This window comes from Gilliamella sp. (assembly GCF_024104075.1).
GTDB lineage: Bacteria > Pseudomonadota > Gammaproteobacteria > Enterobacterales > Orbaceae > Gilliamella > Gilliamella bombi.
Genome location: NZ_JAGGHR010000017.1, coordinates 31426 through 53924, shown reverse-complemented (window position 1 = coordinate 53924; position 22499 = coordinate 31426). Strand labels below are relative to the sequence as shown.

Sequence of the window (22499 nt, the reverse complement as noted above, 5' to 3'; positions counted from 1 at the left end):
CATTCACGGTACTGCGCCTTATTTAACTATTGATGGCGGTACTACCAAATTGACTACTACAGATGACTTATTAAGTATTAAGTTATCGGATGGTCGAACATTTACATTGCAAAATAATTCTTCATCACCGACAGCGCCAATCAAGTTACCGAATGTAGAGGATACTTTTGCTGATATTGAAATGATAGTCCCGTCATCAAGCAACTCAATAAATATAAATGACTTAGTGGCACAAGGTAAATGGGGCGATGATGATGGGGATGGACAGGGAGCAGGTGAAGTTACTGCATCAGGAAGTATATCGTTAGTAATAAAAGATAAAGATGGCAATACCGTTAATCGTAGTGATACATTAAGTCTATGTAATGCACCTTATAAGGTAACCTTAGATAGTTCAGAGGGAACTTTAGAGACTCGTTATGGCATGCCGAATAGTAGTACTTTTAGTGGAGGAACAGCGGAGTATTATATCACTCTGCCGTCACAGCCCGTTATTTGTTCGGTCAGGCCGAATCTAAATTATGGCACAGGCAGGTATGCAGGTCCACCTAGTATGTGGAACCCAGCAAAGGGTTTTTTAATTCAGTCCACTAATCCATCATCTTACGGTTTAAATTTTCCAACAACAGGTGCAGATGGATTGTATTTTGATTTGGATATAGTTGGGGTAGATGCAAGCCAATTGAGTTGGACAGTTACTACGCTTGGTGATATAACGGCAGCGGTGAGTTGGACAAGGCCACTTTCAGGGACATTCACGGACCCAAAAGGGAATACTATACCAGCTGATGAGTGGATTACTGATAAATCCAAGAACGTAACGAGGGTAACGTTGAATGGTCCTAAAGCTGATAGTACTCAGATAAATTCAGATAATCCAAGTTCACTAACACGTCCATCTTTACCGCAAACCTTTGAGTTAGTCGGAAGGGATAGAAGTGGTAATGAGGTGAGGTATGGATTTGTGTTGAGGCAGTGGTTCGTCAATCGTGGTGGTCAATGGAAAACTTATAGTGACCAGTTAGCATGGTGTAATAGTTTGGGTTATCGTCCTCCGCAGGTAAGGAATTTAACCAATGGGAAGTGTTATTCATGTATAAGTGGCAGTGGCATAGCGACGTCTGATACTACGCTTTTCAAGCGTCACATTGGAGCAGGATTTTTCACTGAGTGGGGCAGTATGCAATACTATGCTGATGTGGGATTCATGGGCGACGCTTACTTTTCAAGTGAATTAAAAGATGGTAAACGTTCGAACGTTGTTTCCGGGAATTTCGGCGCCACCGGTACTTTCGATCTTGTTTACGATCGTGGCTATACTATTTGTACTGCACCTTAATTTTTAGCGTTTATTTCTTAATCCTTTAGGTGCGGAAGGTGATTATGGTGCCTGAGAGGAAAATATAAAAAATAATAAAGCTCCAACGCAAGTTGGGGCGCTGAGTTTAATGACTAAAAGCCAAAACAACGCCCGACCGAAACAATTTTAAAGTTTGCGCTTTTGTTATTAACTAGCTGTTATTAACAAGTTGCCAATAATAGCTATTATCAAATAACAAAAGCGCTTTTATTAAAAAGTCAAATTCAATGTAATAAATAACTAGCCTATAAGTGTTTGATTTTATTTAGAAACGCAAATAAAAGTTCAATAAAATCAATAGCCTACCTGAACAATTTTAGAGCAAAAACACGCTTATAGCACCACAATGCTAATATGCTTGCCTTATCACAGCATCAAAATATACCGATAACCAAGTAAAGCTAGCACGCCAAACTTGGCTGTTGGGTGTGTTTGTGTTTTAGATGTTATCAGCAATATTAATCATTCCGCAAAAGCCAAAATGTCCTAAAGCTAACACCCTATTTTTTATGAAAATAAATGATTATTTATCTTCTTTCTGATTAAATGAATTAAGCACCTCTAGCGTGTTGATATTGCTAAAACAAGCTGCTTTATCACTAAAATCAACCGATTTAGCACTGATTTGTTCTAAAAACAGCATCAGCTTGCGTTCGCCTTGCTCTAAATAGATTTTTAGTTGTTGAGTAACGGTTTTATGAATAAGTAGGATGGTTGGATGGTGGTATTGTCCATCATGTGGATAAATAGCGCTGTTATTTGCCGTATAAAAAGCTAAACGGTCAATTAAATCAGCTGGCAAAAAAGGCGTGTCACAACTGACAAATAAGTTCCAATCGGTTTTGCTGCGTAATAAACCACTGTAAATCCCCGATAATGGTCCACAAAATCCTGCTAGGTCATCACTAAATATAGGATAACCAGCTTTTTGGTATTGTTCAGTGTGACGATTGCAATTAATCATGATTGCATCAACATGAGGTTTGATGCAATCAATGACATGTTGATAAAGTGGTTTTTGATGTAATAATAACAGTCCTTTGTCGTTGCCATTCATGCGGGTACTTTTACCTCCAGCTAGAATGATTGCAGTAATAGAGGGTTTTTCCATAAATTATTTCTCTTTTACGTTGCGAAAAAACAAAATAACATTACTATATAGTAATGTTATTGCAAGTCGTAGCGTATCATTTTTAATGATTGCTTAATTATCATTATCTTCGAAAGGTTTGAAGATTTACTAAAGGTAACAATTATGAAATGTCATCGTATTGATGAAGTAATGGAATTATTGCAACCCGCATGGGAAGGCGATTCTGATCTTAATTTATTACAATTTTTAGCTAAATTAGGTCAAGAGGCTGGTTTTGAAGGTGAATTAAAAGATTTGAGTGATGAAGTCTTAATTTATCATTTAAAAATGCGGGGTTCGGATAAGAATGATGTTATTCCAGGTCTAAAAAAAGATTATGAAGAAGATTTTAAAACCGCATTGTTAAAAGCTCGTGGGATTATAAAAGAATAAGGAGAATCATTAAAATGAAAAAAACACTTATCGCAATTAGTATTTTGCTTTTTTCTGTAAACTGTTTTGCAAATGAAAGCCCAACTATTACTAAAGCCGACACGTCAGCGAATGCATTTGAGCCGATTGAATTAGGTAAACAATATGCTGCGCTACCAACTAATCCATCGCCAGATAAAGAAGTTATTGAGTTCTTTTCGTTTAATTGCCCAAGCTGTTTTAGATTTGAAATTCAAAATCAAGGTCCTCAAACTATTAGCAAGGCTTTACCAGAAGGTGTTAAATTCAAACGCTACCATTTAGAAGATTTTGGACCATTAGCTAAAGATCTTGCGCAAGCATGGGCTGTGGCTAATGTACTAGGTATAGAAGATAAAGCTTCAGATGCACTTTATAATGCGGTTCAAAAAGATAAAACAATAAAAACAGCAGATGACATTAAAGCTGTTTTTGAAAAATTAGGTGTTAGTAATGAAGTGTATGATAAAACAAAAGATAGCTTTTTGGTTAAATCATTTATGGCACAACAAGCAGATGCGATTAAAGAGATGAAACCAGATTCAATCCCTACGGTTATTGTTAATCGTAAGTTTTTTATCATAGCAAATCAACTTAATGTAACTAGTGATGATGCATTTATTAATGATTATGCAAGAGTTACTGCATTTGTAGCAGGGTTAGATCCTAATGCAAAAATAGAAGAAAAAGCGCATTCTGATAAAAAATAAATGGTTAACAAGTTTAGAAACAACATAAGTTAATCCCTTATTTTTGACGTTTTAAATCCCATTGTATCATTTTGTGCAATGGGATTTTTTATTATATCAATTGTTACTCTCGCTCTAAAGCATAAATTGGATCGAGTTTAGCAGCCCGTCTAGCAGGGAAATAACCAAAAATAATACCAATTATACTTGAGAAACTAAATGCCGCTATAATAGCTATTGCTGAGAAATTCATTGCAAATGATGTAACAACTGAATTAAAAATAAAGCCAATGGCAAACGAGAGTACAATACCTATTGTTCCGCCAATTAAACATACTAATACAGCTTCAATTAAAAATTGTTGTAATATGTCACTTGATCGAGCACCGACAGCCATTCGTACGCCAATTTCTCGAGTTCTTTCTGTGACTGATACTAACATAATATTCATCACACCAATACCGCCAACAACGAGGGAAATCAGCGCAATAGCCGAAACCAATAACGTCATTACCCAAGCGGATGAGTTGATTGTTTCTCGTATATTATCGGAATTAAAGATGAAAAAATCTTTTGTACCATGCCGTTGTAACATAATTCGATTAATAGCTTGTTCAGCAACAGATAAATTAACATTATCTTTAACACGTACTGTAATGCTTTTTAACGAAGTTTGACCTACCATGCGGTTAATCACGGTAGTATAAGGTAACCAAACATTCAGGCTTTCATTGCTACCAAATCCTTGCTGTTGTTTAGTTGCAACACCAATTATTCTTACTGGTAACTGTCCAACCATTAAAATTTTTCCAATTGGGTTTTGATTTGCAAATAACCGTTTAACAGTATTGTCATCAATCACTGCATCTTGTGCCGAGGCAATAATACTTGCTTCATCAAAAGATTTTCCTTGAGAAATAGTGTAACCACGAACCGCAAAAAATTGCTCTCCTACACCATTTACTGTTCCAGTTACTGCTAAATTATTAATTCGGAAATAAACACTGGTTGCAAGGTTAGGGGTAGTACTGTGGACAAAGTTTTGTTGCGCCAAAAAATCTGCGTCTGATGAGCGTAATGTAGTAATTTTATCCGCATTACGATCACCAAAGCCCGATCCTGCATAGATTTCTAACGTGCTAGTTCCTAATGAGTTAATGTTAGATAAAATTTTCTGCTTTGTGCCTTGTCCTAATGCAACAACAGAGACTACCGAGGCAATGCCAATAATTATGCCTAACATGGTTAAAAATGTCCGTAATCGCTGCGAAAGCATTGATAGCATGGCCATTTTAAAAGCATCTCGAAAACGGTAATATTTTGCCAGTAGATTATCTTGGGTTCTGGTTGCTTCGATTTGCTTAACTTGCCGATTATCATTTTGATCAAATTGATAATTAGGGTTAATAGAATCAGAAATAATATTACCGTCACTAATTTCAACAATCCTTTGGGCACTTTGGGCAATATTTGAATCGTGGGTAACAATAATAACAGTGTGACCTTGTTGATGTAACTCTTGTAAGATAGCCATCACTTCTAAACCACTTTTACGGTCAAGTGCTCCCGTTGGTTCATCAGCTAAAATGATTTGTCCACCGTTAATTAAGGCTCTGGCAATACTGACCCGCTGTTGTTGACCTCCAGATAACTGGTTAGGTTTATTGTGGATTTTTTCGGCAAGCCCTAAACGTGTTAAAATTTCGTTCGCTCTTTTTTGACGTTGTTCATTGGTAACGCCAGCATAAATAGCAGGGATTTCTACATTGCCTTGTGCGGTTAGTGCATTTAATAAATGGTAACGTTGAAAGATAAAACCAAAATGCTCTCGGCGTAACTGAGCTAACTCATCAGGTGACAATTCACTTGTTGTGCGTCCTCCAATAGAATAAGTGCCCGAGGTCGGTTTATCTAAACAGCCTAAAATATTCATCAAAGTGGATTTACCCGATCCTGATGCGCCAATTATCGCCACCATTTCACCAGCATTAATTGTTAGATTTATGCTTTTAAGAACCTGTATGGTTGAATCGCCTGCTGGAAATTCACGAACAATATTCTCAAGCTTAATAAGAGGTATATTATTGACCATATTAGAATCGAATCCTTGGGGCTCTTGCATTATTACCACCTAGTGAAGCACCATTAGTGCCACTGACCACAACCATATCACCCTCTTTAATCCCCGATTTTATCTCAACATTGACATTATTATCGATACCCAAAGTAACTTCATGTTCTTCGATCTCATTATGTTTATCTAACAGGTAAATAATGGCTTTATTATTGCCCAATTTTTTTTGAATTGCTTGAGATGGAATGGTTAGTACATCTTTTGCCTCAGACAAGACAATATAAACTTGCGCTGTCATTGAAATTCTTAACACATGGTCGGGATTATCTACATCAAATAATCCATTATAATAAATTGCGCTTTTTGTTGTTGATGATGAGCTTGACGAGGTTGTTTCAGTATTAATTGAGTCTGGTGCAGGCTCTATAGCCCGTAATGTTAAACCATCAAAGCGTCTATTAGGTTGACCTAAAATAGTAAAATAAACAGGCATTCCTTTTTTTACATTGATCACATCGGCTTCAGAAATTTGCGCTTCAATGGTCATTTTATCAAGTTGTGCGACTTTAACAATGGTTGGTGCACTTTGAACAGAGTTAACAGTTTGTCCTTCATTGACTGGAATTGCAACAATCACTCCATCGATAGGGGAGCGAATTTTAGTATATCCCAAATTAACTTTGGCGGTATCGACTGCAATTTGTGCTTTAACGATATCAGCATCAAGTGCTGCAATATCGGCTTTGATTGCATCGAGTTCGGCTTTTGCCGCATCTAAATCCGATTGAATGCCAACGCCTTTATGAACAAGTTTGTACTGGCGATCATAGGTTAATTGATTGTTAACTAATCTCGCTTTTTTTGCCTCACGTTGTGCCTCTAAACTATTAAGTGACGCTTCAGATTGTTTTAAATCATTGCTTTGTTTAAGATCATCAATCTCAGCAATCATATCGCCTTGTTTAACTTCATCACCCAGCTCAACATAGAGTTTTTTAATTTGTCCAGAAACCTGCGCACCAACACTAACTTGTTTAAAAGCACTAATTGTTCCATCGGCTAGTACGGTTTTTTCAATATTACCTTTGGTAACTGGTGAGGTAATATAATTAGCTGTAGGCTCTGAATGAGATATGAATAAACATACAATATAAATAATTGTAAAGAAGATAGTAGCTATAATTAAATATTTAATTTTCATTAATTTTAACAATGTTTTTCACCCTTTATTTTCTTATTATAATTTTAACATTTTACCGTAATAACAAAAATGATATTGATAATTATTATTAATAAATTGTAATAATTATGAAATTTTAAATTTTAAATTTTAAACTAATTTATAGAAATTATTCGTGTTGTTTATAGTAATTTGAGGAACTATTGTAATAAACATGAATAAAAAAAGTAAAATTGATCAAACCTACCTATCCACAAATAAGTGGAAAAGTAAAAAGAGTGATACGTACTCAAATGAAGATGTGGTATTGTCAATAAACATTTAGCAACTCAAAAATAAAAAACAAATTTTTAAGTGATTTATTAACTATTATAATATGGCTAAACTGCATAAAATGATTGCGAGGAAAATAATTTATGAGTTTTTATAGGATTATTTTAACTTGAAGTGTAAACAACCTAGTGTTTTTCTAAATTTTGTAATTAGAAAAAAATCTGACAAAAGAACAAGAATGGTCTCTTTTATTGAATACATTGGGCTTTATTCTAAAATAAGATAAAATGATCTTAGAAAATGTTATGGGATAATTATTTATGGTTGAACAAAAAAAAGAAGGGTTTTTCTCTCGTTTAAAAAAAGGTCTTTTTAAGACTAAACAAAATATTGGTTCAGGTTTTCTTAGTTTATTTAAAGGGAAAAGGATCGATGATGCTTTATTTGAAGAATTAGAAGAGCAGTTACTTATTGCTGATGTAGGTTTTGACACAACCCAAAAAATTATTGATTCCTTAACTAAACAAGCATCGAGAAAAGAGCTAAAAGATGCTGATGCATTACATGATCTTTTAAAACAGGAAATGAAATCTATTTTAGATGGAGTAGATAAGCCCCTTGATATAGAAAGCCATAAACCATTTGTAATATTGATGGTTGGTGTTAATGGTGTTGGAAAAACAACAACAATTGGCAAATTGGCTCGTCAATTTCAACAACAAGGCAAATCGGTTATGCTTGCGGCGGGTGATACCTTTCGGGCAGCGGCTGTTGAGCAATTACAAGTTTGGGGAGAACGAAATAATATCCCTGTTATTGCTCAGCATACTAATGCAGATTCCGCTTCTGTCATTTATGATGCAATACAAGCAGCAAAAGCAAAAAAAATAGATATATTAATAGCCGATACTGCAGGGCGCTTACAAAATAAATCTCATTTAATGGATGAGTTAAAAAAAATAGTACGCGTAATTAAGAAACACGATGAAACAGCACCCCATGAAATTATGTTGACTATTGATGCTGGTACTGGTCAAAATGCGGTTAGCCAAACCAAACTATTTAATGAGGCTGTTGGTGTCACTGGGATGACATTAACTAAATTAGATGGTACTGCAAAAGGGGGTATTATCTTTAGTATTGCCGATCAGTTTAATATTCCTATTCGTTATATTGGTGTCGGGGAGAAAATTGAAGATTTAAGGCCTTTTGTTGCTGATGATTTTATCAATGCTTTGTTTGATGAAACAGATGGTTAGAGAGTGTCATGATTCAATTTCAGCGTGTAAGTAAAGTGTATTCTGGCGGTAAACCAGCACTACAAAATATTAGCTTCACTTTATTACCTGGTGAAATGGCTTTTTTAACTGGACACTCAGGGGCTGGTAAAAGTACGTTAATGCGATTAATTTGTGGGTTAGAAAGAGCGAATGATGGCAAAGTGTTGTTAAATGGCGTTGATGTTTCAAGTTTAAGACGCCAAGAGATGCCATTTCTACGTCGCACAATTGGTATGATTTTTCAAGATCACCAATTACTGATGGATCACACTGTTTATGATAATGTAGCTATTCCATTAATTATTTTAGGTAAACCAGCTGAAGAAATTAAAAGAAGAGTTTCCGCTTCACTGGATAAAGTTGGATTACTTAATAAGATGGAATTTTATCCAATACAGTTATCTGGTGGTGAACAGCAGCGAGTAGGTATCGCTCGCGCTATTGTTAATCGTCCTAGTGTTTTGCTTGCAGATGAACCCACAGGTAATTTAGATGATAAACTATCAAAAGATATCTTAAAGCTTTTTGAAGAATTTAATCAAGCTGGTGTAACGATTTTGATGGCAACGCATAATATGGGACTGATACGACGCAAGCACCATCGAATATTGCATTTAAATCAGGGACGTTTAGAGATTAAAAATTAATGAGCTTAACTAATATCAAACCTAGTAAATCGAAGAAGAATGAAAATAGCTTTTTCTCTCGCTGGATAAGACAAATCGGTTATGCTTGGCGTAACACGTTTAATGACTTTTCTCAGCATATTATTGCTTCATTACTGACCATTTTTGTTATTGCTATTTCAATTACTTTACCAACTATCAGCTATTTACTTTGGAAAAACGCTAGTCAAACTGCACAGCAATGGAATCCAACTCCCAGTTTGACAGTTTATATCAATAAAGAATTAACATCAGAACAAACAACAGAATTGATTGCTAAAATTAAATCTTATTATGAAGTTGATCAGGTTGAATATCTTTCCAAAGATGAAACAAAAGAAGAATTCGAAACGTGGTCTGGGTTTAGTGATGCACTCGATTTGCTAGATGAAAATCCATTACCTGCAGTAGCAATTGTTATTCCTAAAGATGAGTCAAAAAAGACAGCTGTGTTACATCGATTACAAAAAGAATTGCTTACCATTGATGGTATTGATGATATAAAATTAGATGATAGCTGGTTTACTCGTTTAACAGCACTAACTGATATGGTTAAATCTATCGTATGGATTATTTCTATATTTATGATTATAGCTGTATCCCTTGTGATTGGTAATAGCATCCGTTTAAATATATTCTCTAGAAAACAGACGATTATGGTTATGCAATTAATTGGGGCAACAGAAGGATTTATTTTGCGTCCTTTTCTTTATAGTGGAATGTTTATTAGTTTTATTAGCGCTATTATAGCGTTAGTGTTATCGGAAATATTTATTTATCAAATAGAGTTAATTATGTTGAATGTTTCTGATACATTTGGAACAATAATCCATATTGAAGGGCTATTATGGGATGAGAGTTTATTGATTGTCCTTATAACAGCTAGTATTGGGTGGCTTTCATCGTTGATTGCGACTAAGAAATACTTAAAAATAGCACAAATTGTCTAGTTATTTTGCTATAAATTGCCAAGATATATATCAATTTAATAAAAGGCTAATATTAAGTAAAACATTTTAAGTATTTTAGCTAAAATAGTGAACTAATTTATAATTCATTGGTCTAATATTGTAATAAACGCTAGTTTAACGTTTTTATTGTTACATATTTAATGTAACGAAATTTATTATTTAAGGGGGAATTAAATGAGTACTGATTTAAAAATGCAAGTAGGTGCTTTAATCCCACAAGGAAATATAGAATCATACCTTCGCATGATTAACACCTATCCAATGTTAACTGCAGAAGAAGAAAAATCATTAGGTGAAAAACTCTATTATCACGATGATGTAGATGCTGCTCGCCAGTTAATTTTATCTCATTTACGATTTGTAGCGCATATTGCCCGTGGTTATTCGGGTTATGGTTTACCACAAGCTGACTTAATTCAAGAAGGTAATATTGGCTTGATGAAAGCAGTACGTCGTTTCAATCCTGAAATGGGTGTTCGTTTGGTCTCATTTGCTGTGCATTGGATAAAAGCTGAAATCCATGAATATGTATTAAAAAATTGGCGTATTGTTAAAGTTGCAACAACGAAGGCACAAAGAAAGCTATTCTTTAATCTAAGAAAGACTAAACAACGTTTAGGTTGGTTCAGTAATGCAGAAGTGGATATGGTAGCAGATGAATTAGGTGTAAGTCGTAAAGATGTACTTGAAATGGAATCACGTATGTCAGCACAAGATATGTCATTTGATATAGATAATGATGACGATGATAATTCAATTATTGCACCGGCACTTTACTTAGAAGATAGCAATTCTGATTTCTCAAAATCAATTGAAAATGATAATTGGGAAAATGATGCGACAGATAGGCTACATGATGCATTATTAAAATTAGATGAACGTAGCCAAGATATTATTAAAGCACGTTGGTTAGATTCTGATGAAAGCAAATCAACTTTACAGGTCTTAGCCGATAAATATAGTGTTTCAGCAGAGCGTATCCGCCAGCTTGAAAAAAATGCAATGAAAAAGTTAAGAGTTGCTATTGAAGCATAATTTTTTCATTTATAATTTTTTAATTAGTGTTAACTTCCTAAACCTTACTTTTAAAAAAGTAAGGTTTTTTTTATAACTTAAACTCATGAAATAAAAGGATATAAAATAAACACAGATATGATTAAGTTATATTTTCGATTGAATCAATCTGTAAATATAGTAGTGATTTAATTTTTAAACAGAAAAGAGACCTAAAAAAACAATCAAACCAACATAATTATTATTCATAAATGCGCTAAAACATTTGTTTCTTTCTCGATCTTTTATCAACCATTGTTGGTAAATAAATAATGCTGTAACTAGTAATAAAGCAATATAAACTATCAACGATAGTTGGTTGATTAAACTAATCAATAATAAACCAATAATAGAAGCTATCTGTAATAATCCAATGATTAATTTATCATAACGTCCAAATAAGATGGCAGTGGATTTTATACCTATTTTTACATCATCGTTGCGATCAACCATCGCATATTCGGTGTCATAGGAAATTGTCCAACAAATATTAACAAAGAAAAGCAACCAACAGGTTAATGGGAACTGCTCAATAGTTGCTGCATATACCATCGGAATGCTCCAACTAAATGCGATACCTAAGATGATCTGAGGTAAATGGGTATAACGCTTCATAAAAGGATAAATCAGCGCAGTTAATAACGCAAAACAACCTATCAACCATGATAGTTTATTTAAAGTTAGCAATAAGCAAAGAGCAATAAATAATAATACAAATAACGTCCATAATGCGTTCTTTTCCGTCAATGCTCCACGAGCCAGTGGGCGATTTTTAGTCCGTTCAACATGTGCATCAAAATGACGATCAGCATAATCATTCACTACGCAACCTGCCGAGCGCATTACAAATACGCCAAGTATAAAAATAATTGTTATGTAAATAGAGGGGTGTCCCGTAAGCCAAATTGCCCAAAGGGTAGGCCAGAGTAAAAGCAATGAGCCAATAGGTCTATCTAATCGCATTAGTTGTAAATAGGCTAGCATTAATTATTTACCTTGAAAAAAGCATAGCATGGATTATACCGATTAAGATAAAAGCTGCAATGTTACAGTATGACAAGTTACAATTCAGCATTAAGTAAAATAATCATTTACCTGAAATAACTATTTTTTCAAAAAATAGAAAATAGAATTAAAGCATCTGCAAATATTGATCAGCAATCATAGCTAATGCCCGATAAAATGGACTTATCTCATTTTGCTTTAGTCTTTTTAAATAGGTTGAAGACCAGATCAATAAATGTTCATTGATTAACTGTTTTGCTGCTGTATAGTTATTATTTTCAAGCAACATGGCATACGCCATTAGCATTAATCCAAATTGATCTTCGGGTTCGTTCATTCCTGTATTGAGTGTCAAACCATGTTGCTGCAGAAATTGGCGGTAGCATTCTTGTGATTCGCCTAGTAATAAATGTTCTTTATCAAGGTAAAATGATCCCCATGGTGGTGCAGGCATTGTTCCTTGACCTTCAAATAGTAATGAAAACTGATAATTAAGTTCTGAGTCATCAATGTGATTTGCTAATATATTGCACTGTTCAGAAATAATACAAGGGTTTAACCATTTGACTAAATCATCAATATGTAATAATGCCTGTATTAATGGTGTGGTAACTTTATTATTTGGTGGATAATAAAAAAAAGTACTAAGTAGTTTTGCTAATGTGATTCTGGTTATGTTATCCAAATAAATATCCTTGAAGGTTTGGTTTTTGCGCCTAAAAACAATAAAGAGACAAGAGCTGCTGAACTTTTGTATTAATGATAACCCTCCTTTATGTTTTTAGCCATATCAAACAATGGTTAATGCAACCATATTGTAGAAATTAATCGTATTATTTGCAGTAATTTGAGAAACGGTGGTAATGAATATACATAAAAAAACTAATTTTTTCTCAATTGGTAAGAGATATGGCAATTATATCATTAAGAAAAAATAACTTTCACTAATTTGTTAGACGCTTTATGGTCAGTTGTCTAACTGCCTTATAAATTTTTATACTTAAACGTAGTGTTACCTGAAACTTTTTTATATTAATATAATTTTTCACCATATTAAACATAAATTAAGCTGTCATTATTTTATTTTTTGACATATGTCAAAGTTTATAAATTCATATCTGTTTATCCCTTTATTTCCATTTGATTAAAGATTATCATTACAGCTAGTAAGGATGTTAATCGCTTCCAATATAATAAATTAAAACGTAATGTCAGCTTTTTAAGGAGTCCATATGCTATTTAACCGTAGGCAGTTCTTTAAGATCTGTGCTGGTGGTATGGCTGGAACAACGGTAGCTACGCTTGGTTTTTCTCCAAACGTAGCGCTTGCTCAAACTCGCCAATATAAATTATTGAAATCAAAAGAAACTCGAAATAATTGTACTTACTGCTCTGTTGGCTGTGGTATGTTGCTATATAGCCGTGGCGATGGGGCTAAAAATGCCGAATCGTCTATTTTCCATGTAGAAGGAGATCCCGATCATCCTGTTAGTCGAGGCTCTCTTTGCCCTAAAGGTGCAGGTGTTCTGGATTATGTAAAAAGTGAACAACGAGTTAAATATCCTGAATATCGTGCCCCTGGTTCAGATAAATGGCAACAAATAAGTTGGGATGAAGCCATTGATCGTATTGCTCGTTTAATGAAAGCTGATCGAGATAAAAATTTTGTTGAAAAAAATGCGGAAGGCACAACAGTCAATCGCTGGACAACAACAGGCTGGCTTGTTACCTCAGCAGCTAGTAATGAAACAGGTTGGTTAGCGTTCAAAGTTGCTCGCGCATTAGGTATGTTAAGCCTTGAAACCCAAGCTAGAGTTTGTCATGGTCCTTCTGTATCTAGCTTAGCGGCTACTTTTGGTCGCGGCGCCATGACTAACAACTGGAATGATATCAAAAATGCTAATGTTGTTATCGTAATGGGGGGAAATGCAGCTGAAGCTCATCCGGTTGGTTTTAAATGGGCTATAGAAGCAAAAATTAATAATGGTGCTGAACTAATTGCCATTGACCCTCGTTTTCATCGAACAGCCTCAGTGGCTGATTTGTATGTACCTATTCGCTCAGGTTCTGATATTGCTTTTCTACTTGGTATTATCAATTATCTTATTACCAATAACGAAGTTAATTTTGACTACTTAGTTACTCATAGTAATGCAAGCCTAATTGTTCGTGATGATTTTAATTTTGATGAAGCTACAGGGCTATTTAGTGGCTATGAAGCTGATACCAAACAGTATGATCAGACAAGTTGGGCATATCAAAAGGATGACAACGGTTATGCTCTTCGGGATAAAACGTTAAGTCATCCTCGTTGTGTATGGAATCTATTAAAACAGCATGTCAAACGTTATACACCCGAAATGGTAAATAAAATAACGGGAAGCCCTATTGAAGGTTTTTTGCATGTTTGCCGCTCACTTGCTAGCACTAAAACTAACGATAGAGCAGCCACATTTTTATATGCATTAGGTTGGACTCAGCATACTTATGGATCACAAATTATCCGTACTGCTGCCATGATTCAGCTTATTTTAGGCAATATTGGCGTAATGGGCGGAGGTATTAACGCACTACGTGGACATTCAAATATTCAAGGCTTAACTGATGTTGGTTTATTATCAAATCGTCTGCCTGCTTATCTTGATTTACCAAAAGATTCTCAAGTTTCACTTACTCAGTACCTAGATGAAAAAACACCAAAACCACTTGGTCCAAGCGAAGTGAATTTTTGGGGGAATTATCCAAAATTCTTTGTCAGCTTTATGAAATCAATGTACGGTGATAAATCGACTAAAGATAACGATTGGGGATTTGATTGGTTACCTAAATGGGATAAAACCTACGATGTTTTAAGATTTAGCAAAATGATGCGTGATGGCCAAGCCAATGGCTTTATTTGTCAGGGCTTTAACCCACTTGCTGCACTTCCCGATAAAAATAGTATTCGCGAAGGTTTGTCTAACTTAAAATTCTTGGTGAGCATTGATCCAATGCCAACAGAAACAGCTGAGTTTTGGAAAAACCATGGCGAATCTAATGATGTAGATTCTAGCAAAATTCAAACCGAAGTATTTAGATTACCATCAAACTGTTTTGCAGAAGAAAACGGTACAATAGTTAACTCATCTCGCTGGCTACAATGGCACTGGGCAGCCGCAAGACCGCCTTACGAAGCTTTATATGATCCTGAAATTATTGCGCGTATCTTTTTGAGAATAAAAGAGCTGTATGCTGAAGAAGGTGGTGCTTATTACGAGCCAATTAAAAACTTAGTTTGGGATTATAAGGAGCCAGAAGGCCCAGCGGCTGAGGAATTAGCCAAAGATTATAATGGACGAGCACTTGCTGATATAACCGACGAAAATGGCAATGTTATTCTTAAAAAAGGTCAATTACTAAGTGGTTTTTCACAATTAAAAGCAGATGGTACAACCTCATCGGGTATTTGGATATTCTGTGGTTGTTGGACAGAACAAGGTAACCAAATGGCAAGGCGTGATCCAAGCGATCCATCTGGTAAAGGCGTTCATGCTGGTTGGGCGTGGTCGTGGCCGATGAATCGACGAGTACTTTATAACCGTGCTTCAACGGATGAAAATGGTAAACCATGGGATCCTAAACGAGTTTTAGTAAAATGGAATGGCTCAAGTTGGGTAGGCAATGATGTACCTGATTTTACAGCAACATTACCACCAAGTAGTGGGGCTGGTGCTTTTATCATGAATAATGATGGTTTAGGTGGGTTATTTTGTTTAAATCGGTTAGTCGATGGGCCATTCCCAGAGCACTATGAACCGTTTGAAACACCTATTAGTAATAATCCATTGCATCCAAATCAAGTCAGCAGCCCTGTAGCTCGCGCATTTAAAGAAGATTTGGCTCGCTTAGGGAATGCTAGCGAATTTCCTTATGTTGGTACCACTTATAGTATCACTGAACATTTCCATTTTTGGACGCAACATGCAAGGCTAGCTTCAATTACTCAACCTGAGCAATTTGTTGAGTTAAGTGAAAATCTTGCCCTCAAAAAAGGAATCAAATTAGGTGATACGGTTAAAATCACTTCACATCGAGGTTATATTAAAGCTAAAGCAGTTGTGACTAAACGTCTTCCAACTTTAACAGTTGATGGTAAAGAGATCGAAACTATTGGAATCCCAATAGTATGGGGATTCACAGGTCAGACAAAGAAAGGTTTTTTGGTTAATGAATTGACGCCACATTTAGGTGATGCAAATTCACAAACACCAGAATATAAATCATTCTTAGTCAATATCGAAAAAGTTACTACAGCGGCATAAGATGGGAGGATAAATTATGTCATTACAAACTCAAGATATTATACGCCGCTCAGCAACCAATTCTTTAACTCCAGCGCCACGAGCTAGGGACTATCAACAAGAAGTTGCAAAACTTATTGATGTAACCACCTGTATAGGTTGTAAAGCATGTCAGGTTGCTTGTAGCGAATGGAATGACCTTCGAGCTGAAGTTGGCAATACTGTTGGTGTTTATGATAATCCTGCCGATTTAGAGCCAAAAGCATGGACTGTAATGCGGTATTCAGAAGTCGAGATAAATGGAAAATTTGAATGGTTAATTCGTAAAGATGGCTGTATGCACTGTTCTGATCCTGGTTGTTTGAAAGCATGCCCATCAGAAGGTGCTATCATTCAATATGCTAATGGTATTGTTGATTTTCAATCGGAACACTGTATTGGTTGTGGCTACTGTGTAGCAGGTTGTCCGTTCAATATTCCACGAATTAGTAAAGAAGATAATCACTCCTATAAATGTACATTATGTGTCGATCGCGTTGCTGTGGGTCAAGAACCCGCCTGCGTTAAAACTTGTCCTACTGGCGCTATACACTTTGGTACTAAACAAGATATGATTCGCCATGCTGAACACAGAATTGTAGATTTGAAAAAACGTGGTTTTGAACATGCTGGTCTTTATGACCCGCAAGGAGTTGGGGGAACACATGTTATGTATGTTCTTCATCATGCAGATCAGCCAGAATTGTATCACGGCTTACCAAAAAACCCTAAAATTAGTGAAATTGTCAGATTTTGGAAGGGTATTTGGAAACCGTTATCTGCAGCTGCATTTGTGGCAACTTTTAGTGGTTTGCTGTTCCATTACATGGGCGTTGGTGCAATTGAAGTTGATGAAGATGACATTGAAGAAGAAAAAGAAGCAGATAAACAAGCTCGAAAGCGTTTAGGCTTGCCTGTTTTAGAACAGAAAATTGACTCTAATTTATCACAACAGGAGAATCATCATGGATAAGAAAAGCATGATATTAAGAACACCACTTATTGTTCGCTTCTGTCATTGGTGTATGGTCTGTCTGTTTATTCTGACTGCACTATCTGGCTTATCTTTATTTTTTCCATCTATAAAACTGTTTGGATTATTTCTTGGTACGCCGCAATTAGTAAGAGCATTGCATCCATTTTTAGGGTGCATTGTTTTTGTTTTACTCATGTTTATGTTTATAAAACTTGCTCACCATAATATTCCAAATAAAAATGATCTTTTATGGATTAAAAACTTTAAACATGTCATTTTGGGCAAAGAAAGAGGCATTCCAATAGGCAAATATAATGTAGGACAAAAGTTTTTATTTTGGTGCATTATGGGGTTAATTTTAGTTTTATTTGTTACAGGCTTCATCATGTGGCGCCGTTATTTTGCGGATAATTTTTCTGTTCCAGTTGTCCGTATTGCGATATTTTTTCATTCTCTTGCTGCAATTGGCTTAATCCTGCTTGCAATTGGTCATGCTTATATGGCAATTTGGGTTAAAGGTTCCATTAAAGGGATGATAACAGGCTATGTTTCGCGTGCTTGGGCACAAAAAAATCATTCAACTTGGTATGAAGAAGAAATGGAAAAGATCTATCAAAATGAACTAAGGTTAAAGGCCAAATCTGAAGAAGAATCTACAGATATTAAACATAAACCAGCATAGTAATTTTCCTGCATCTATAATGGTATTTTCCGCTGATAGTAACTATCAGCGGTGACATTTTAATAGTAAAAATAAAAAGCAGTGATGAATAAAATCACAATTAATGAGCATTTATAATGAGTATAAAAATTATCCCCCAAGAACAACTTGAACAACAAGCCATAAACTCAGTTATTAGACAAATCCCGTTACTATTTTATCCATCACCTAAAACACTTTATGCTCATCGAGCAGAACGTTTAAAAACTCTTGCAAAAAATAATCCAATTAGTGATTATTTGAATTTTTGTGCAATTATAGCTGAACAACAAGCCAATTTAATTAAACATAAGCCTATAGATATTGATGTATCGTGTTTATTAAATAGCGAATATCCTCCACTTAGTTTAGCTAATTTACCTCTTAAAGATACTTGGCAAGATTACTTTACTTCATTACTCGACTCATTTTCTGATACCACGCAGCAAATCGCTATAGTCATTGAACAGCTTAAAAAAAATAGCGCTTTAGAATTACAAAATAAAGCATTACATTTGCTTAAAGGAGAATTTGATAAAGTTGATGGTAATGAAGCAATATTTATTTGGTCATCATTATCTGTTTATTATTGCCAACTGGCTAGTCAAATTAAAAGTAAAGCTATCGCAGAAAATACAGATAAACTCTGGTTATGTCCAGTTTGTAATAGTATGCCTACTGCTAGTATTATTCAATTAGGCGGTAACAATGGATTACGCTATTTACATTGTAGTTTATGTGAAAGTGAATGGTATGTACCTAGAATTAAATGTACCTGCTGCGATAATATGAAAGACATACAATACCTCTCATTAGAAAAAGAACTCGCTGCAATTAAAACCGAGTGTTGTGATGCTTGCCATAGCTATTTAAAAATATTTGATCAAGATAAAGATCCTCATATTGAAGTCATCGCGGATGATATTGCTTCGCTGATATTAGATATCAAAACCGAAGAAGAAGGGTTTGCTAAAAGTGGGGTAAATCCTTTTATATTTGCTCAATAAAAAAACAAAGATACTGATAATATAGTTTTATAGGCATTATATCGAATATGAAATAATTCATTCAAAGCTCATTAATTATTTAACTATTTTACAATAACGATTATTTTGTAACATGATCATCAATTAAATAAAATACAACTTCACATTTTTGATTAATAAAGCTAGAATTAAACTATTGTACTAGTTTGCGAGTTTAATTCATGAAACGTTTTATTTTATTGGTAACAATATTATTGCTTACACCTTTTTTAAGTTTTGCAGATACAATTAAAAATGTGGCCATTACGGCAATTGTTGAGCATCCTTCATTAGATCAAATCCGTGATGGTGTTAAAGATGAATTGGCAGACAGCGGCTATACGTTAAACAAAAATTTAACTGTCCAATACAAAAGTGCACAAGGAAGTAGCGCTACTGCAGCTCAGATTGCAAGGCAATTTGTAGCAGCAAAACCTGATGTTATTGTGGCAATTGCGACACCAAGTGCACAAGCAACAGCTGCAGCGACTAAACAAATTCCTATTGTATTTGCTGGAATTACCGATCCTATCGCCGCTAAATTAATTAAAGATTGGCAACCTGCTGGCACAAACATTACTGGTGTATCAGATTATCAAGAAATTGGTCCACAAATCGAATTTATGAAAAAAATTGTACCTAATGTTAAATCAGTAGGATATATTTATAGTCCAAGTGAAATTAATTCAACCGTGGTATTAAAAAATCTACAAACTCTTTTATCTCAACAAAATATTAATTTTATTGCGGTGCCTGCTCAACGAACTGCTGATATTTCAACTGCTGCCAATACATTAAAAGGTAGAGTAGACTTAATTTACACGACAACCGATAATAATGTTGTTTCAGCCTATGAGTCATTAGTCAAATTTGCAAATGAAAATAAAATTCCTCTTTTAGCATCGTTCCCTGATGCGATTGAACGAGGAGCCGTTGCTGCATACGGCATGAGCTACTATGATGTAGGACGCCAATCAGGTAAGCTTGTTGTGCGCATATTAAAAGGTGAAAAACCAGGAAGTATAACTCCAGAAATAGGGAAAGCATTACGCCTTGTTGTTAATACTGATGCAGCTAAAAAACAAGGGGTTGCTTTGCCTCCTGAGGTAATTCAATCTGCTGACAAAGTCATAGAAAAATAATCAAGCCCTACTTCACTAAAATTAATTAACAATTTTGCTCACTTAGTAGTTAGGTGAGCAAAAAATATAACCTACAGTAATCCAATAACTGGATTAACATCAATTAATCCAGTTTACCAAGTTAACATCAAACCACCGATAATGTGTAATAAAAAATTTACACTCATAGCTGTTTTTATACTAGAAAATTATCTTTTTTTGCTTTATAGTAACTCAATATTTAGCTTGATTGTAAAAAAAACATTACAGGAGTGCTCTATGCGTAATTCTATCATTAAACTTTGTATATTACTTAGTTTATCGTTAGCAACATTTTATTCTTTCGCTGAGTCTAAAACCGAACAAAAATTTGTTGCCATTACAGCAATTGTTGAACACCCAGCATTAGATAATGTGCGTAAAGGTGTTGAGGATGAGTTAAAAGATAGCGGTTATATTGCTGGAAAAAATTTAAAGTTACAATTTTTAAGCGCACAAGGCAGTAGTGCAAATGCAGCTCAAATTGCTAAACAATATGTAGCAAATAAACCAGATGTTATTGTAGGAATTGCCACGCCAAGTTCGCAAGCATTAGTTGCTACAACAAAACTTATTCCTATTGTTTTCACTGCCGTTACCGATCCCGTAGCAGCAAAATTAACTCCGAGTTGGGATGCATCAAAAACAAATGTAACAGGTGTATCTGACGCCTTATCACTAGATTCTCAAATCGATATGATGTTAAAAATAAAACCTGAGGCTAAAAACATTGGTTATGTTTATAGCCCTAGCGAAGTTAACTCAACAATCATACTAAAACAATTACAAAATGAGCTAGAAAAACGGGGTATGAAAATTATTGCCGCTCCTGCGCAACGTACTTCTGATATATCTACCGCGGCTAGAAGTTTAAAAGGTAAGGTAGATATGATTTATACTACTACCGATAATAATGTGGTTTCAGCTTATGAAGCTTTAGCAAAAGTGGCTAATGAAAGTAAAATTCCTCTTATTGCATCCAATCCCGAATCGGCAGAACGTGGTGCTATTGCCGCTTTAGGCATGAGTTATTATGATCTTGGTCGCCAAGCTGGTAAAATTGTTATTCGTATACTTAACGGCGAAAATCCTGGTGATATTCCACCACAAGTGGGTAATGTCACTCAATTAACAATTAATAAAAAAGCGGCCGAACGCCAAGGTGTTATATTATCTGAAAATGTATTAAAATCAGCTACCAAAATTGTTGAAAAATAATTTTTATTTTTTTTATAACTAAGCTGCCAACTTTAGCGGCTAACTTTTATGGATTTTTTTCATGTCTTCTGAATTCTTATTAGGCTCAATTGGAATTGGGCTTATTTATGCGTTGGTGAGTTTGGGTGTATTTATCTCGTTTCGTTTACTTGATTTCCCAGATCTTACTGCTGATGCAAGTTTTCCACTTGGTGGAGCGATATGTGGATTATGCATTTATATTGGTATCGATCCTTGGATTGCAACGTTGTTAGGTATGTTTGCTGGCTGTCTTGCTGGAGCAATGACAGGAATACTGTATGTTAAACTCAATATTCTTCAATTATTATCAAGTATTATTGTAATGATAGGACTCTATTCTATCAATTTAAGAATATTAGGTGTTGGTCCGTATATTATGGATGAAACATCAAGAATGGCAGGATCCCCTAATCTTTCTTTACTTGATGCCAAAACTATATTTTCACCATTTATTGCTGAAGATTACAGCAACCAATATATTGTACAACCTCTTATGGCTTTAGGATTTGTCATTGTGTTTTGGGCTTTACTCAATGCGTTTTTAAATACCCAAATGGGATTGGCCTTAAGAGCAACTGGCACTAACCAACGAATGGCAAAATCGCAAGGCATTCCGACTGGAAGAGTCACAATTCTTGGTATGGCTATATCAAATGGTTTAATTGCTCTCGGAGGTTCATTATTTGTACAAACACAAGGTGGGGCTGATATCACCATTGGTGTTGGTACAATTGTAATCGGTCTTGCATCAATTATTATTGGTGAAAGCTTATTCCCCGCTAAACGAATTTGGGCTGTGATGCTAGCAGTTATTGTTGGTTCTATTTTATATCGTTTATTTATTGCATTTGCACTTAGTAATGAGTTTTTACAAGAAATCGGGGTTGGAACAGAAGATTTAAATCTCATTACGGCGATACTCGTTGTGCTGGCTCTTGTTGTGCCTAAGCAATTAAAAAAACACGCAAAAATAAGAGGTAAGTAAGC

18 protein-coding genes and 1 pseudogene are annotated in these 22499 nt (G+C 35.0%); 14 read left to right on the top strand and 5 right to left on the bottom strand.

Annotated elements, in window-relative coordinates; genetic code table 11:
- On the top strand, positions 1 to 1339 hold a 1339-nt coding region (locus tag J6569_RS06885), incomplete at its 5' end, for a hypothetical protein (protein WP_296318097.1).
- Between the two features lie 544 nt (positions 1340 to 1883).
- Here J6569_RS06885 and mobA read toward each other — a convergent pair.
- Positions 1884 to 2471 carry a molybdenum cofactor guanylyltransferase MobA gene (gene mobA, locus J6569_RS06880; RefSeq protein ID WP_296302094.1) on the bottom strand — a complete coding sequence of 196 codons (588 nt, stop codon included), beginning with the start codon at positions 2469 to 2471 and terminating at the stop codon, positions 1884 to 1886.
- A 144-nt stretch (positions 2472 to 2615) separates the two neighbouring features.
- On the opposite strand from mobA, the gene J6569_RS06875 reads away from it, so the two are divergent.
- The gene (locus J6569_RS06875) at positions 2616 to 2885 is read left to right on the top strand and encodes a YihD family protein (protein WP_034911797.1); all 270 of its coding nucleotides are present in this window, start codon (positions 2616 to 2618) and stop codon (positions 2883 to 2885) included.
- A 14-nt stretch (positions 2886 to 2899) separates the two neighbouring features.
- The gene (locus J6569_RS06870; protein WP_065626249.1) at positions 2900 to 3613 is read left to right on the top strand and encodes a DsbA family protein; all 714 of its coding nucleotides are present in this window, start codon (positions 2900 to 2902) and stop codon (positions 3611 to 3613) included.
- Positions 3614 to 3716: 103 nt separating this feature from the next.
- Here the strand turns inward: J6569_RS06870 and J6569_RS06865 are convergent, their stop codons facing one another.
- Together J6569_RS06865 and J6569_RS06860 are read right to left on the bottom strand one after the other, a co-directional pair.
- Complete coding sequence (locus J6569_RS06865) at positions 3717 to 5714, bottom strand: MacB family efflux pump subunit (protein WP_238552641.1); 1998 nt, start codon at positions 5712 to 5714, stop codon at positions 3717 to 3719.
- Entirely contained in the window at positions 5686 to 6879 is a 1194-nt protein-coding gene (locus J6569_RS06860; RefSeq protein ID WP_296318096.1) for an efflux RND transporter periplasmic adaptor subunit, read from the bottom strand. The genes J6569_RS06865 and J6569_RS06860 overlap by 29 nt, the downstream gene beginning before the upstream one ends.
- Before the next feature lie 575 nt (positions 6880 to 7454).
- Here J6569_RS06860 and ftsY point away from each other — a divergent pair.
- From ftsY to rpoH, 4 genes and pseudogenes are all read left to right on the top strand, one after another.
- Positions 7455 to 8378: pseudogene (ftsY, locus tag J6569_RS06855) on the top strand (signal recognition particle-docking protein FtsY); the annotation flags it as partial.
- Positions 8379 to 8386: 8 nt separating this feature from the next.
- Complete coding sequence (gene ftsE, locus J6569_RS06850) at positions 8387 to 9046, top strand: cell division ATP-binding protein FtsE (RefSeq protein WP_034911799.1); 660 nt, start codon at positions 8387 to 8389, stop codon at positions 9044 to 9046.
- Positions 9046 to 10014, top strand: coding sequence for a permease-like cell division protein FtsX (gene ftsX / locus J6569_RS06845; protein ID WP_065590255.1), 969 nt, complete (start codon positions 9046 to 9048; stop codon positions 10012 to 10014). The genes ftsE and ftsX overlap by 1 nt, the downstream gene beginning before the upstream one ends.
- Positions 10015 to 10209: 195 nt before the next feature.
- Positions 10210 to 11070, top strand: coding sequence for an RNA polymerase sigma factor RpoH (gene rpoH, locus J6569_RS06840; RefSeq protein ID WP_065590254.1), 861 nt, complete (start codon positions 10210 to 10212; stop codon positions 11068 to 11070).
- Positions 11071 to 11244: 174 nt separating this feature from the next.
- Here rpoH and ubiA read toward each other — a convergent pair whose 3' ends face one another.
- Complete coding sequence (gene ubiA / locus J6569_RS06835; protein ID WP_085164970.1) at positions 11245 to 12072, bottom strand: 4-hydroxybenzoate octaprenyltransferase; 828 nt, start codon at positions 12070 to 12072, stop codon at positions 11245 to 11247.
- Positions 12073 to 12220: 148 nt separating this feature from the next.
- Entirely contained in the window at positions 12221 to 12778 is a 558-nt protein-coding gene (locus J6569_RS06830) for a molecular chaperone (RefSeq protein ID WP_174798935.1), read from the bottom strand.
- 547 nt (positions 12779 to 13325) lie between these two features.
- On the opposite strand from J6569_RS06830, the gene fdnG reads away from it, so the two are divergent.
- The 7 genes from fdnG (at position 13326) to J6569_RS06795 (ending at position 22497) form a co-directional block, all read left to right on the top strand.
- Complete coding sequence (gene fdnG, locus J6569_RS06825; protein ID WP_296318095.1) at positions 13326 to 16394, top strand: formate dehydrogenase-N subunit alpha; 3069 nt, start codon at positions 13326 to 13328, stop codon at positions 16392 to 16394.
- A gap of 16 nt (positions 16395 to 16410) precedes the next feature.
- The gene (gene fdxH, locus J6569_RS06820; RefSeq protein WP_296318094.1) at positions 16411 to 17385 is read left to right on the top strand and encodes a formate dehydrogenase subunit beta; all 975 of its coding nucleotides are present in this window, start codon (positions 16411 to 16413) and stop codon (positions 17383 to 17385) included.
- The gene (locus tag J6569_RS06815) at positions 17378 to 18070 is read left to right on the top strand and encodes a formate dehydrogenase subunit gamma (protein ID WP_296318093.1); all 693 of its coding nucleotides are present in this window, start codon (positions 17378 to 17380) and stop codon (positions 18068 to 18070) included. Before fdxH ends, J6569_RS06815 begins: the two co-directional genes overlap by 8 nt.
- 116 nt (positions 18071 to 18186) lie before the next feature.
- Positions 18187 to 19095 (top strand): formate dehydrogenase accessory protein FdhE, encoded by a 909-nt coding sequence (gene fdhE, locus J6569_RS06810; protein WP_296318092.1) that lies wholly within the window; start codon positions 18187 to 18189, stop codon positions 19093 to 19095.
- Positions 19096 to 19295: 200 nt separating this feature from the next.
- Positions 19296 to 20255 (top strand): ABC transporter substrate-binding protein, encoded by a 960-nt coding sequence (locus J6569_RS06805; RefSeq protein ID WP_296318091.1) that lies wholly within the window; start codon positions 19296 to 19298, stop codon positions 20253 to 20255.
- A 258-nt stretch (positions 20256 to 20513) separates the two neighbouring features.
- Positions 20514 to 21491, top strand: coding sequence for an ABC transporter substrate-binding protein (locus J6569_RS06800; protein ID WP_296318090.1), 978 nt, complete (start codon positions 20514 to 20516; stop codon positions 21489 to 21491).
- 61 nt (positions 21492 to 21552) lie between these two features.
- Positions 21553 to 22497: an ABC transporter permease gene (locus J6569_RS06795; protein ID WP_065560857.1), complete on the top strand. Its 945-nt coding sequence runs from the start codon at positions 21553 to 21555 to the stop codon at positions 22495 to 22497.
- Positions 22498 to 22499: the final 2 nt, after the last annotated feature.

Excerpts from the sequence above, each read along its gene's own strand:
- mobA (WP_296302094.1), bottom strand. The coding sequence starts at position 2,471 with ATGGAAAAACCCTCTATTACTGCAATCATTCTAGCTGGAGGTAAAAGT.
- fdhE (WP_296318092.1), top strand. The coding sequence starts at position 18,187 with ATGAGTATAAAAATTATCCCCCAAGAACAACTTGAACAACAAGCCATA.
- rpoH (WP_065590254.1), top strand. The coding sequence starts at position 10,210 with ATGAGTACTGATTTAAAAATGCAAGTAGGTGCTTTAATCCCACAAGGA.
- fdxH (WP_296318094.1), top strand. The coding sequence starts at position 16,411 with ATGTCATTACAAACTCAAGATATTATACGCCGCTCAGCAACCAATTCT.
- J6569_RS06870 (WP_065626249.1), top strand. The coding sequence starts at position 2,900 with ATGAAAAAAACACTTATCGCAATTAGTATTTTGCTTTTTTCTGTAAAC.
- ftsX (WP_065590255.1), top strand. The coding sequence starts at position 9,046 with ATGAGCTTAACTAATATCAAACCTAGTAAATCGAAGAAGAATGAAAAT.
- J6569_RS06815 (WP_296318093.1), top strand. The coding sequence starts at position 17,378 with ATGGATAAGAAAAGCATGATATTAAGAACACCACTTATTGTTCGCTTC.
- J6569_RS06865 (WP_238552641.1), bottom strand. The coding sequence starts at position 5,714 with ATGCAAGAGCCCCAAGGATTCGATTCTAATATGGTCAATAATATACCT.
- J6569_RS06795 (WP_065560857.1), top strand. The coding sequence starts at position 21,553 with ATGTCTTCTGAATTCTTATTAGGCTCAATTGGAATTGGGCTTATTTAT.
- ftsE (WP_034911799.1), top strand. The coding sequence starts at position 8,387 with ATGATTCAATTTCAGCGTGTAAGTAAAGTGTATTCTGGCGGTAAACCA.
- J6569_RS06805 (WP_296318091.1), top strand. The coding sequence starts at position 19,296 with ATGAAACGTTTTATTTTATTGGTAACAATATTATTGCTTACACCTTTT.
- ubiA (WP_085164970.1), bottom strand. The coding sequence starts at position 12,072 with ATGCTAGCCTATTTACAACTAATGCGATTAGATAGACCTATTGGCTCA.
- J6569_RS06800 (WP_296318090.1), top strand. The coding sequence starts at position 20,514 with ATGCGTAATTCTATCATTAAACTTTGTATATTACTTAGTTTATCGTTA.
- fdnG (WP_296318095.1), top strand. The coding sequence starts at position 13,326 with ATGCTATTTAACCGTAGGCAGTTCTTTAAGATCTGTGCTGGTGGTATG.
- J6569_RS06875 (WP_034911797.1), top strand. The coding sequence starts at position 2,616 with ATGAAATGTCATCGTATTGATGAAGTAATGGAATTATTGCAACCCGCA.